Source organism: Paenibacillus anseongensis (genome assembly GCF_009757995.1).
Classification (GTDB): Bacteria; Bacillota; Bacilli; order Paenibacillales; family NBRC-103111; genus Paenibacillus_E; species Paenibacillus_E chondroitinus.
Window position 1 is genome coordinate 112,951 of the sequence record NZ_WSEM01000023.1, and the last position, 12,866, is coordinate 125,816.

Here is a 12,866-nt window from a genome sequence, read left to right on the forward strand (position 1 = left end):
ATTGTCAAGGCTGCAATTCGCATTCTTCCTATTATTTGCATAAAAAATACCAATAGCTGCGATACTAATCCAAAGACATTTTGAAGTGAAGAGGACGGGTTTCCTTTGCCAACACATTCCCCCCCCCGATGGACAATGGCTGCTGTCAGAAGGTTCGATATTATCTACGCCCAGCGCCGCAACCCCTTCATGGTTGCCTGGTGGTCGGCTTCCTTCCCTGGCTTTGGGCATCTGCTTATGTACAAAAATACAACAGGTGTTCTGTTAACGCTTTCTGAAGTCATTATTAATTCATTGGCCAAAATCAATCTGGCTATGGTGTATTCGTTTAGCGGCAATTTCGCGATGGCGAAGCAAGTTTTGCATCCCAATTGGCTATTCGGTTATATGTTTATTTATTTTTTTGCGATCTGGGACAGCTATCGATGCTCCATTGAAGCGAATAAGCACTACGAACTGGCAATGCTGGAAAACGGACGAATCCCCGTACATCTCATGCGTTCAACCGGCATCCAGTTTCTTGAGAAGAAGAGACCTCTTATCGCCGCTTACTGCTCATTTCTTTTTCCGGGTCTTGGACAGCTTTACAACAAGCACATTTGGCTTGGCTTTTACGGCATTTTCTGGTGGTGGATTTATCTCACATTTTCTCACTTCTATGAAGCGCTTATGGCTCTCATCCTCGGTCATAACCGTATGGTTATCAGTATTCTGAACCCTCAATGGCTCATGTTTATGCCTTCCGTTCTAGGAGGTGCCATGTACCATTCTTATACCAGCTCGATTGAACAAAATCGGCTTTTCCGCATTACCCAGCGTCAGCATTTAACCGATTATTATGAGAAAGCCAGGATCGCATCGATGAATGGAACCGAGACGAACTCCCCTTTGTGGATGATTGGCACATTTGAGCATTGTACGGAGTTAGAGCAAGCTTTGAGCATGTTGGAGCACAGCGGTATTCATCCAGCCCGCATTCGCCCCGTCCTCATGGACGTCCATGCAGATAAATCATTATCTATTGTTGATCAACGCTTTGATCGTACAGCTAAATCCGTTGAAATCGGCTTTGCCAGCGCAACAGCTTGCAGTGTCTTTGGGATTAGCCTAGGCTTCATCCTGGAATGGGGTCCTATCATTTGGGGACTTATCTACGGTTTTGGCGGCTTCCTGCTCGGGTTTGGCATCGGACTCCTTATCAAATCCAAACATTCCCTCCCTCATCAAAAGCATAAGCTTCCGGAAGTGACGGTGCTGGTTCAGTATCTAAATGAGGAGGAGGCTGAGCTCATTCATGAAACGTTCTGGCGTTATAAAGCTATCACCGTGGGTAGAATCGATCGCCAGCACGCTAATCCTGCACTTTAAACGGCTGAACAACACGTTGGAACGCTTCAGCCGTCTCAGCTAGACGGATAATCGACGTACAATTTCTATATATAGGATCCTTTCTCTTCCCCGGCTCAAAACTCCTCCAGAATCCGACCTACTTCTTTTCTGCAAATTTAACTTCAAACTCCGACTCTTGCGGCAATATCCTTTCGAATTATTTAAGTATGGGATGATGCCGCGAAATATTTTTTGGGCGTTTTGCGAACTTTTTGGAACCTGCAAACGTCTAATTCAGAGAGGTGAGAGAATGGAGACGACCGGTGTCCATGTATTTGAGTATTTAAAGTACGTATCTGAAACAACAGATCAAAAAGTCATTCTTCGCAATTTGATGGAGACCTACGGAAATGATGTTTGGAATTACGCTTTCAGCATTTGCCGCAACTCAGACTTAGCTGATGATATTGCCCAAGATGCCTTCCTAAAAGTTTATCGCAATCTTACTACATTCCGCGGCGAAGCTTCGGTTAAGACCTGGCTTCTTACGATTACACGCAATACGACTTATGACTATTTACGCAAAGCCTTCTGGCGCAAAGTGACCCTTGTTGGCTTCATTCAATCTACTGGTACATCGAGTTCCGCCGAAACAGAAGCCATGGAGAAATTGTATGCCAGCGACATTTGGAAAAAAGTTATTTCCCTTCCACCGAAATATAGGGAAATTCTGATTTTGCATGCCCACTATCAGCTCTCAACGAAAGAAATGGCGTCTATCCTTAACATATCGGAGGGAACCGTTAAATCACGGCTTCATCACGCCAGACTCAAGGTGGTCAAATTGAAGGAGCGTGAGGCTCTTGAAGAATCCTGATCCGGATGATTTACGCAAACAATTGGAATCAGGACCGCTTGAGCGCCCCGGCTTTACTTCCAAGCTTCAGCGCGAGATTGAAGAAGCGGTTGAACGCAAAGAACGAACGAAGCCAAGGATCAAGCCCGTGCTTTGCTTCGCCGGTGTCGGTGCAATCGTGGCCGCGATCTTGCTTTTCCCTTGGAACACGCTACATACCCAAAGTGATGCCGCACCTGTGGCAGATACAGCAATCACAGCAACAACAGCGTCCTTAAACCTCTCTCCTACGCCGATTACCACGGCTCTGCTGATTGGCTTAAGGACCGAGCATGAACCTGCCAACGAGCCTGGGCGCGCGCTGAAACCTATGCGTTATAGTACCTATCGCACGATGCTGATCGCACCTGTTCGCGGACAGCTGCAGAAGACGTCCGAAGGCTCGGGGATTCTTATGCCTTATAAGCAAAACTTCTGGAAAATCGACTCGCTGGTCCATCGAACGAAAACGGATGAGTTCCACTACTTATCCGCTCATTTGGCGGATCAGCCTGTGAAACCGGAAGCTTTCCCGGATGATGAAAGCGAACAGCTCAATCGGACAGAAACCCTCCTATTTGCGGGGAATCAATATGTGTCTATTGGCGAGGCGGAACAGACCGTGCGAGGCGGTGCGCCCTATCAGGCAGATCGCATCTGGGTCCGTACCCTGCCGCAATTAAAAGAAGGCCACACCGTACAGTTTTACAACAAGCCGGTGGACAAGAATCATGTGTCAATCGCTGATGTCTACGGCACGAACACCAATATCAGCGGTGTGCTCGCCAGTATATCCAGCAGTTTGCGCGGCGAGGTATCCGGCGAGAGCTGGACGGTTCAGCGCGAACCAGGGCACTGGGTTGGCAAGGTCGCTGAAACGCCGCGTGTTACAACCACGGCGGCAGTACCCGACAGCTATGCGCTGCATGATTTCCCGCGAGAGCTGCCCGATAAAGTCGTCAACCACGACGATCTGTGCTGCAACTGGAACGCCATTCGGTCCTCCTGGCCGCAAGCGACCGATGCTTTAACTTCGCCGATGAACGATATGCTCGTTATCTTCGAGAACGGCAAGCTCAAGTTCTATCCCTACGGCCAGGCACCCGGCAGTGATCCACAGCTTGTGCTGAATCTGCTCCCCGGTGAGCAGCTTGTCATGGCACAGTGGGCCACAGATCATTATGTCGAGGAATGGATTGATAAGGTTGGCCGGTATTTAGCACCAGAGACGGATAAACGTGTGCCGTCGATTGAATAAACATAGGTAGGGTCCGTTCTCCAGTTGTTGGGAATGGACTCTTTTTTTCATTGTCATTTGCTTCATGTCCTGAATACAATGTTACAGCTGAATGCCTAAGCCTAAAGAGCTTAAGACGAAAGGATGACGATAAAGCACAATGAAAAGATCATATAAGCTCACCGAAATCGCCGGAAAAATCGGAAAAACACGTGCATCTGTGGTCGAATGGTCCAATCACTTCCGCGAATTTCTTCCGATCGTAGCTGTTGACGGATCACTCAGATACACGGAAGAGGCCATCGAAATGTTTCGCGCCATCGCCAGGATGAAAGACGCCAATAAGCCACTTAAGTTCATCAAAGAACAGTTACAGGAAATGCGTGATAAGGAAGCTCTTTCGCCGCCTAAAGAAATACAAACCACGCCGCCTGAAACTCCGGCTTCTCCAGCTTCTTCTACAGCTCCTGCTATTTCCGGCTCCAATTTGCCCCCGCTGGCTGTTAACAAATCAAACGCGCAATTTAGTAATGATACGATCGAATTACGTAACTCGGTACAGCTCCTCAAGCAAAAGATAGAATCGAACAAAACACCAGAGAAGTTAAAGGACTACACAGATAACCTGAATCAAAAAGCCAGTATAGCATCAGTTACAGCTGGCAGAGCTTCATCACCTGCTTTGGATCCCTCCAACTTTCAGTTAGATCTTTTAACACATAAATTCACAGAGCTAAGCGCCATGGTCCACTCTCTCATGCAGAAGGTCATAAAAACACCGGAACAAACAAGTAAGGAAGAAAGTTTGGTAACCACCGTTGAGGCATTGGATACGCGATATCATAGCGTTTCGGATGAAATAGCGGACCTACGTAATGAAATCCAGGGTCTCGCACAAGCGCAAGAACAAGCACAAAAGCAAGCACAAGAACTAGCGCAAGAACAAGCTCAAGTTCAAGCTCAAGTTCAAGCACAAGTTCAAGCACAAGTTCAAGATCAACCCGAGATTTCGGAGGCTGACCTCAAAAATGAGATACTGTCCGCTGCCACAGAGTTGCTGAGACCACAAGTCGAAGGTGTTTCGGAGGAAGTACAAATGCTGGGCAACCGATGTGATGCCCTTACGGAGGAAGTAACGGAACTGAGCAGCGTCAATCAGATTCTCGTTAACAAGATAGCTGAGCTCATTGAACAGGACATCCGCAGTGAAATCGCTACAACCATTGAATTGTTACACAGACAATTTGAAGGTGCTTCTCTGAAAGTGAAAGGACTTCAGAACGTCATCCAGGCTATTCAACAGCAGATCCAAGAAGCTTCTGAACAAGACGTCAAAGGTGAACTGCTTATTGCCACAACGGAGCTGCTGAACCAGCAGTATGAAGGCGTTACCGGGGAAGTGAACCAACTTAAAGAAGAATGGAACAAAAAATACGATGACATGTTTCAAAAAATGACGGCACAGCAACGATTGCTTGATAAAATTGCCGAATTTTTAGGCTATCCGGTCATCAATTAATCGTCATTGATTGCATAAATAATAGGCCTTCCTTCACGCAGCAGTGGGCTCTATTATTTATGCATTTGCTGTTTCATGCGGTCAGCTAACCTGTGACGTCTTCTTCTCATGGTTCGAGCTCATGAGAACATCAATAAACGTCTGCGCATAGCGGGGGTCCCACTGCGTCCCCTTGCCCTCCGCGAGAATGGCCATCGCCTTCTCGACTGCCATCCCCTTCCGATAAGGACGATCGGAGGTCATGGCATCGAACGCATCGGCTACCGCGATGATGCGCCCAAATTCCGGGATCTCCTGGCCTTTCAGGCCGTCCGGATATCCCTTGCCGTCATAGCGCTCATGATGTGAGCGCACGCCCGGAAGCAAAGGCGCCATCGCCTCCGCCGGCTCAATTTGCTTCAGGATCGATTCGCCCAACACCGGATGCAGCTTGATTTTCTCAAACTCCTCATCCGTCAATCGGCCCTCCTTCAGCAATACATTGTCGCGAACGCCAATCTTCCCTATGTCATGCAGCAGGGCTGTTTTTTTCAACAGATCGAGTTCCTGTTCACTTAAAGCCACAGCTTTTCCAATCAGAAGAGAATACTGAGCAACGCGTGTAGAATGCCCTGCCGTATAGGCATCTCTAGCGTCAAGAGCAGCAGCTAATGTGGAATAATAACTCTGCAACAGCTGATTATTCATGCTCTCGCGCGCTTCAAGCCCTTTGACCATATGATTAAAGCCTGCAACCAATCTTGAAAATTCATCTGAATATAAATCCGAAGCCCTAACCTGCAAATCCCCGGATTGCACGTCTCTCATCGCTTGGTACAAGTCTCCGATAGGCTGTTGAATATCTCTGGCCAGCATCCGTGCCCCAAGAGAGGAAAACCCCACGCCAAGCAGCAGAATGATACCTGCCCACTTCCAATAATCCACCGTAAAATCCGATGGCTGTGAAAGAAGGCGAATTTGCGTGGCTAAGCTGAAAAGAAACAGCGGCATCGTTCCAATCAGGAACGCGCTTAGCTGGAATTTGCGTTGAATGGAAACAATCACACGCCCATCCAAAGAGACGTCCTCCCCATAAAGACGCTGGCCTACCTCGCGGATATGGATAAGAACCGGCCGGATCGCCCGGGCTGTCGTGAAAAATTCAAGCAAAGCATGCATGCTCGCCACAAGCACAGCGCCAATTCCAGCAAGCCCGATATAATAAGCCGGAAGTGAAAGCCAGCCCATCGCAATCCCAATGGACGCCATCGTCATGGCTGGAAGGGACAAGCCAAGAAAATGAGGACCCAAAATCCGTTTCACGGAGAGCGCTGGAAAGCGGTGCGTCTGCAAATAAGCGTCCCGAATGGACGTTAAACCAGGCGCCTCCTGCTCCAGCAGAACCCGAATGGGCTGCATGTGCCGGCGAAACACCCACAGCTCCGCCAACAGCATGACCCCCAGGGAAATGGTCATAATGAAGAAAATACGCACCATTTCTGCATTCGAAATGGACAAGGTCGTTGAAATAATGACCCCGCCAACCACAACAACAGCAATACCCGAACCTATGATATAATTACGAATCAAATCTCGCAGAAACCTTTGGTAAATAACCATGACGGCTGCCTCATTTCACACTAAACTTAGTCCCTATTGTATAGCAATTCGCCCTTTTACGCTTATAAAAAAAGCCCTCAGCCCAAGGGGCCAAGGACATTTACTTAGATTCATTCCGTTTCTTTATTCACATTAGGGACATTAGGCACATTGTCCTTGCCGAGGAAGGCGCGTGCAAGCTCTGTAACACTCTGGCCTGTTAATGTCTGCGTAATTTCAGGCACTTGGGCAATCATTTTGACGATATCGCCTGTCACCTTGTTCACGCCGGATGTCGCACCGTCTTGGGAGATCACCGTGATTTTGTCCACGTTGCTCAGTGGCGCCGCAATCTTCTCCGCTAACTCCGGCAGAATGCGAAGGATTTCCACCGTCACCGCTGCCTGCGTGTACTGCTTGTAGGCTTCCGCTTTCTTCTCCAATGCCTCCGCTTCAGCAAGCCCCGCCAAGCGAACGACTTCCGCATTCGCTTTCCCTTTGGCAAGCTCCGCCTCGGCTGTCGCTTCACCGCGCTTTCTCGTCGACTCAGCATCCGCCTCGGCTTCGAGAATTTGCCGCTGCTTGCTCACTTCGGCGCGCATAATCGCAGCCTGCTTCTCCGCTTCGGCAGGCTTAATGACCGACGCCTCGAGTTCCTTTTGCTTCAGCTCAACTTCAATCTGCCGTACGGTCTTGTTCGCTTCAGCTTCCATCTGCCTGATTCTCACCTGCTCCGTCACGAGTGACTGCTGAATCTGCTTCTGCTTCAGCTCATAAGCCAAGTCCGCTTCCGCCTGTCGGCTCGTCGTTTCCTGCTTAAACTCCGCTTCCCGCATGCTTAGCTCCTTGCGGTACTGCGCTTCTTTGGCCGATGCGACCGTTTCAGCTTCGACCTTCAGCTGGTGCGCTTCTGCTTTGCGAATCGCCGATTCTTTTTCCGTATCCGCTTGTCGGATCTGGATGTCCCGTTCGACCTCGGCTCTGGCAATGCTGGCGCTTTTGCGGATGCGCTCCACTTCCGGTACTCCAAGGTTCTCAATGTAACCTTGATCATCTGCTACACGCTTGAGGACGAAGGAGATCAGGCTTAGCCCCATTTTATCCAAATCCTCCGAGCACGTTTCCCTCATCTTGCTGTTTAACTCATCCGGATTCTTAAGAATAGCTTCTACCGTTAATTGTCCAACCAACCCGCGCAGATGTCCCTCAACGGAATGAAGAATCATCATTTCACGCTCCAGCAGCGTGTGGTCCAGAAACTGCTCGGAAGCCGTGGCGATGGCGATAGGGTCGCTTTGAATTTTAATCTGGGCAACCGCCTCGATCTTAAGCCGTATCCCCTGTTGGGAGAACATTGGCTGATCTGGCTTGACGTCGAAGCTCATGAGCATCATCGAAATGGTTTTGTAGCTCTGAAAGCCCGGAATGACGAACGTCCCTCCGCCCTGCACGACGCGTTTGCCGCCCAAACCGAACACAATCATCGCCTCATTCGGCGGAACTTTCTTATAGGCTCTTACAATGGTAGTAAGTAAAATGAAAACAACAAGTACAATCGCAACAACCGTATACAAAATCGTTAACGTCATCAAATAACCTCCCGGAAGTTAGTAGTACCTTCAAGCTCAGTCACTAAATTGACTTACTGTAGCGACGCCTTTGTCCATGTGAAGAATGACCACCCTTGCTCCTTTGGGTATCGATTCTCCAAGTTCGGATCGCGCGCTGATGGACCGTTTGGTCCCTTGCATTACAATCACCATCTCGCCGATTCCCTTCCCGTTAATGGGCACAATCAGCTTCCCTAACTGTCCATTGAGTTCAAAATCGCTTTCCCTCATGCTGTCATCATGCTTATAGATGACTTTGGCATAGAAAAGGAAGAACAGCCACCCCACAAAAAGCCCGGCGCCAATAGCAATAAGCAGGATGAATAAACTGCTGGTCATTCCTACCTCACTCAGCATATACCCCATCCCGCCGAATACCGTTAAGCTCGCTAAAAGGGAAGACAAGTTGAAAAAGGACGGCCCCCCATGGCCATGAGCTCCTCCGGTATCTCCGTGGACTTCAAAGAAGTCGCCTCCAAAAAATGTAACAAGAACAGTTAACACAAGGCCTACAAAAAAACATACCGCAAACAATGTCATCATAGACGTCACCTCCTTGTGGCCTCCTTCAGGAAGCATAGTCCGTCTAATAAATATATACGAAATTGGTAATAAAAGGTTGCGGTCAAAAAATAATCCGTTTGCACGCGAATCCTTCTTTGGTGCATCGCGTATAATCATTGGACGTCTTTTTGTTAATTCTATTAAAACTAAGGAGTAGATTAGCACATGTACAAAAAGAAAATGACTTGGTGGGTATCCGCCGCCATGGTGTTCCTGCTGCTTGCGCTGACAGGCTGCCAAGCTGTACAAGGTTTAGACCTCGCTGAAGCGATTAAAAACAGTGCAACCGTGAAGTCCTCCGAATCCAAAGGCACCTTGCAGATTGAGTTCGTTCCCGGCGACACCTCCAAGCTGACAGCTGATGAGCAGAAGTCGCTCAGCGCTCTCCAAAATGTAAAAGTTGAGCTTACGAACGTGAAAACACAGAACGCACAACAGACATCTGCAGAAGGTACAATTACATACGGGAAGGGCTCCATCCCCTTTAAGCTCGCTACAAAAGGCACGAAAATTATTTTGAGTATCGAAGGCGCGAAAAAACCGATTGTTTATGATGTCTTAGGCGCATCGGATGCAACGGTCACCAAAATGCTGCCAACCGTCATTCAGGAACAGTTCGGAAACAAACTAGCCGAGATTAAATCTTCGGTTATTGGACTTATTTTAGCGAATACGGCAAATCCTTCGAATATTTCGGTCACATCGGTTACGGACAAAGTTAACGGTGCCGACCTTTCTCTCCAGCAAGCACATATTGAACTGAACGGCACTGAGCTAGCCACCCTGCTCCAGAAACTGTTCAGCAATATCTTGGCGGACGAAGCTGGTTTAAAAGACCTGCTGAGCCAATTCTACGATGCTTTGTCACCTGTAATTGAAGAACAAGTCAAGGCCGGTTCCGCAGACTTCGCCCTGACGATTTTGAGTAATAAACAATTAGCCATCGGGCTTGTGTATGAGCCTATCCGTGATTTTCTGGAGAAAACGGCTGCCTCTTTCGAAGAAGCCATTGCCGGGAATGCCGAGCAGGGTGTAATGCCCATTAAAGGTTTGTTTGACGCTAAGTCCACACTGCAGGCTGATCTTTATATTGATGCTGATAAATTCATTCGTAAGCAAACACTTGCGGCCAACATCCCGCTTCCGGATAAAGGAACTGGCGCTGCAGGGCTTAAAATCTCCTTCACAAGTGAAACTTGGAATATGGATAAGCCGGTTACAGCCGAGACCATTGATATCTCCGGCGGTGCCGTGCAAGTTGGAAAGGATGCTTCCTCCATTTATCGCGTGCTGGATAACTTGGATAAACAGTCTACTTTCTACAAACTGCTTCGCGAAGATATGAAAGTAACGAAGAAGGAAGTTAATTTAAAGCTGGCGGATGGCGATGCTGGCTCAACGAGCGATACACCGCAGCCATTCATTAATGCAGATAACAAAACCATGGTGCCGGTGCGTTTTATCTCCGAAAAGCTTGGTGCTGAGGTTGGCTGGAACGGCGACTTGCAGGAAGTTACTATTAAAGACTTGTTAAGCGGTAAAACGATTGTGCTGAAACTCGATAGTAAGATGGCTACGGTTGACGGTGCTTCCATCGAGTTGGAAAGTGCTGCAACGCTCCATAATGGATCTACCTTCGTGCCGATTCGTTTCATCGCAGAGTCGCTTGGCGGTAAAGTATCCTTTGATGATGAGACTCGCGTCGTGACAATTAAACGCGATTAGTATCTTGGAATAAACGCATAGGCAAATGCACCTTTTTCGGGCGGTTGAATAGTCTGTAGTGAACCTAGGCAATAAGCCTACCGCTGCGCACAGCCGCACGAAAAAGGAGCGAAAGCTATGTATACGAATCCGTCGCAACACCCCGGACATCATGGATCGCAAGTTCTTTATCAAGCAGAACCAAACTGGCAGCATCAAATGATGCACAAGCGAAACGCAATTATGGGAGCTGTTCACCCCCATGTCGGTCGTACGATTCGCGTCACAACCATAGACGGGCAAACGCATGAAGGCGTACTGGTGAATGTGGATGGGCACCACGCTTATCTGCATGTTACCCCGCATGCTCAGCCTTACGGGCACCATAGACCTATCTACACGCCTGCTCAGTACAATCAAATTTTGACGTTAGTTCTGTTCGAACTGCTAGTCATTTTATTGCTTGCTTAAAAGGAAAGTTCGCCCTCTCTTGGTCTGTATAGGCCTTGCGTGAGGTGCGGGCTTTTTTCGTTCTCTTACTGTTGCATAAAACGTTCGAACGATGCTTGGCAGTCCATCGCAAGCCGGTCCTCATCCTCTCCAACAAGCCTGCCGTTCTCGACGACGACTTTCCCATCCACGATGGTATAATCCACTGGTCTCTTAAGGCCGACCGTTGCGAGCCAGGATTTGGGGTCGGTCTGCGTCCCTACAGCGTCAATATGGTCCACACGAACCATGAACAAGTCCGCTGCCTTCCCTACCTCAAGCGATCCGATATCGGATCTGCCTAAGATTTCAGCGCCGCCTCTGGTGGCGATTTTCAATAAATCATAACCGCTGGGCGCCTGGGCGCTGGATTGCAGTCTGTGCAGCAAATACGCTACCCTAAGCTCCTCAAGCAGGTTCGATCCGTCATTGGATGCACTGCCATCCACCGCCAAGCCTACGGGAATTCCCATGCTCAGCATTTCCGGCACTCTTGCGATACCGGACGAAAGCTTCATGTTGGAAATCGGGCAATGGGCGACGCCGGTTTTGGTTAACGCGAGCAGCCTCATTTCCTCATCGTTAAAATGAATGCCATGGGCATACCACACGTCTGCCCCTAACCAGTCCAGGCTTTCCATGTAAGCCAGCGGTCTCATCCCAAACCTTTCAAGCGTATAGGCCTCTTCATTCTTCGTCTCAGCCAGATGCGTGTGAAGCCGCACGCCCTTGGCTCTGGCCAGCTTCGCAGACTCCCGCATCAGATCGGCGGAGACGCTGAATGGTGAGCAGGGTGCCAGCACCACTTGACGCATCGAGCCTGCACTGGCATCGTGATAACGATCAATCAGCCGCTCACTGTCAGCAAGGATCGTATCCAGGTCCTGCACGACGCTCATAGGAGGTAAGCCTCCTTGATCCTTGCCAAGCGTCATGGACCCTCTGGAAGCTACGAAGCGAATGCCTAGGCGCTCAGCCACCTCGAATTGTTTATCGATGAAATGAGCGCTATTTTGCTGCGGAAATACATAATGATGGTCGAAAACGGTGGTACACCCATTTTTCATGAGATCGGCAATACCTGTTAGGGAGCTGTGATACACGGTATCAGGCGTGATCCCCTTCCAAATTTCGTATAGATAGCGGAGCCAATCAAATAACTCCAGCTTTTGCACCTGCGGCAAATTGCGCGTAAACGTCTGATACAGATGATGGTGCACGTTAACCAAGCCTGGGTATACAAACATTTGCGAGGCATCGACAACCCTGTCTGCTTCATACATGTCTTTCCCCATCTTCGTAATCCGATTCCCTTCGATCAGGATATTCGCCCCTTCCAACACACGATCCCCGGCATCCACCGTAACAATAGCTTTCGCATTGCGAATCAATAATGAACTCATCCTTCATTCCTCCTCAACGTAAAAAAATCCTAACCAACAAACACAATATATAAGCATATATTGTGTTCGTAGTTAGGATTTAGGTTCCCAGTAGAGCCCCCGAACCAAATTATCGAGGTTATACGAACTATGAAATTGTGATGTAAAGCCATATTTAGCCTCAGTATAGGCAACTTTTGGCAGCGCGTCAATCGGTTTGAAATGAATTTTCATGAAATTGGAATAAGCTCCCTTCGAATTGGATATATTATCAAAGCTGCGTTAACAAGCTGTCAGGTTCTGAATGATCCAAGAGCAACACGCAGGAACAAATTATTGGAGGTTTATGTCTACATGGAAACAGGTACGGTAAAATGGTTTAATGCAGAAAAAGGATTTGGTTTTATCGAAATGGAAGGCGGCAATGATGTGTTCGTTCACTTCAGCGCTATTACGGGGGAAGGTTTCAAAAGCTTGGATGAAGGCCAACGCGTACAATTTGAAGTTGTTCAAGGTAACCGCGGACCGCAAGCTGAAAATGTAGTCAAGCTGTAGTCCT

General features: G+C 48.5%; 11 protein-coding genes and 1 riboswitch. Of the genes, 7 read left to right on the forward strand and 4 right to left on the reverse strand.

Annotation, left to right across the window (positions count from 1 at the left end):
• Positions 1–135: 135 nt before the first annotated feature.
• The 4 genes from GON05_RS38885 to GON05_RS26880 all read left to right on the forward strand — a co-directional run bounded on the left by GON05_RS38885 (position 136) and on the right by GON05_RS26880 (position 4,980).
• Positions 136–1,368 carry a hypothetical protein gene (locus GON05_RS38885; RefSeq protein WP_185157252.1) on the forward strand — a complete coding sequence of 411 codons (1,233 nt, stop codon included), beginning with the start codon at positions 136–138 and terminating at the stop codon, positions 1,366–1,368.
• A 271-nt stretch (positions 1,369–1,639) separates the two neighbouring features.
• The gene (locus tag GON05_RS26870; RefSeq protein ID WP_127457751.1) at positions 1,640–2,206 is read left to right on the forward strand and encodes an RNA polymerase sigma factor; all 567 of its coding nucleotides are present in this window, start codon (positions 1,640–1,642) and stop codon (positions 2,204–2,206) included.
• On the forward strand, positions 2,193–3,482 hold the full coding sequence (locus GON05_RS26875; RefSeq protein ID WP_157323520.1) for a hypothetical protein: 1,290 nt from the start codon (positions 2,193–2,195) through the stop codon (positions 3,480–3,482). The genes GON05_RS26870 and GON05_RS26875 overlap by 14 nt, the downstream gene beginning before the upstream one ends.
• 139 nt (positions 3,483–3,621) lie before the next feature.
• Positions 3,622–4,980, forward strand: coding sequence for a MerR family transcriptional regulator (locus GON05_RS26880; protein ID WP_157323522.1), 1,359 nt, complete (start codon positions 3,622–3,624; stop codon positions 4,978–4,980).
• Positions 4,981–5,061: 81 nt separating this feature from the next.
• On the opposite strand, the gene GON05_RS26885 is transcribed toward GON05_RS26880, so the two are convergent.
• From GON05_RS26885 to GON05_RS26895, 3 genes are all read right to left on the reverse strand, one after another.
• Positions 5,062–6,579, reverse strand: a complete 1,518-nt coding sequence (locus GON05_RS26885) for an HD domain-containing phosphohydrolase (protein WP_157323524.1) — start codon at positions 6,577–6,579, stop codon at positions 5,062–5,064.
• Between the two features lie 110 nt (positions 6,580–6,689).
• The gene (locus GON05_RS26890) at positions 6,690–8,147 is read right to left on the reverse strand and encodes a flotillin family protein (protein ID WP_157323525.1); all 1,458 of its coding nucleotides are present in this window, start codon (positions 8,145–8,147) and stop codon (positions 6,690–6,692) included.
• Positions 8,148–8,183: 36 nt separating this feature from the next.
• Positions 8,184–8,711 (reverse strand): NfeD family protein, encoded by a 528-nt coding sequence (locus GON05_RS26895; protein ID WP_157323527.1) that lies wholly within the window; start codon positions 8,709–8,711, stop codon positions 8,184–8,186.
• A 186-nt stretch (positions 8,712–8,897) separates the two neighbouring features.
• Between GON05_RS26895 and GON05_RS26900 the strand changes: the two genes are divergently transcribed.
• Together GON05_RS26900 and GON05_RS26905 are read left to right on the forward strand one after the other, a co-directional pair.
• A complete protein-coding gene (locus GON05_RS26900; RefSeq protein ID WP_157323529.1) occupies positions 8,898–10,457 on the forward strand; it encodes a copper amine oxidase N-terminal domain-containing protein in 1,560 nt (519 codons plus the stop codon).
• A gap of 117 nt (positions 10,458–10,574) precedes the next feature.
• Positions 10,575–10,907, forward strand: a complete 333-nt coding sequence (locus GON05_RS26905; RefSeq protein WP_157323531.1) for an LSm family protein — start codon at positions 10,575–10,577, stop codon at positions 10,905–10,907.
• Between the two features lie 65 nt (positions 10,908–10,972).
• Here GON05_RS26905 and GON05_RS26910 read toward each other — a convergent pair whose 3' ends face one another.
• Entirely contained in the window at positions 10,973–12,328 is a 1,356-nt protein-coding gene (locus tag GON05_RS26910) for an 8-oxoguanine deaminase (RefSeq protein WP_157323533.1), read from the reverse strand.
• A 49-nt stretch (positions 12,329–12,377) separates the two neighbouring features.
• Positions 12,378–12,474, reverse strand: a riboswitch (purine riboswitch).
• 187 nt (positions 12,475–12,661) lie between these two features.
• Here GON05_RS26910 and GON05_RS26915 point away from each other — a divergent pair.
• Complete coding sequence (locus tag GON05_RS26915; protein WP_028555458.1) at positions 12,662–12,862, forward strand: cold-shock protein; 201 nt, start codon at positions 12,662–12,664, stop codon at positions 12,860–12,862.
• Positions 12,863–12,866: the final 4 nt, after the last annotated feature.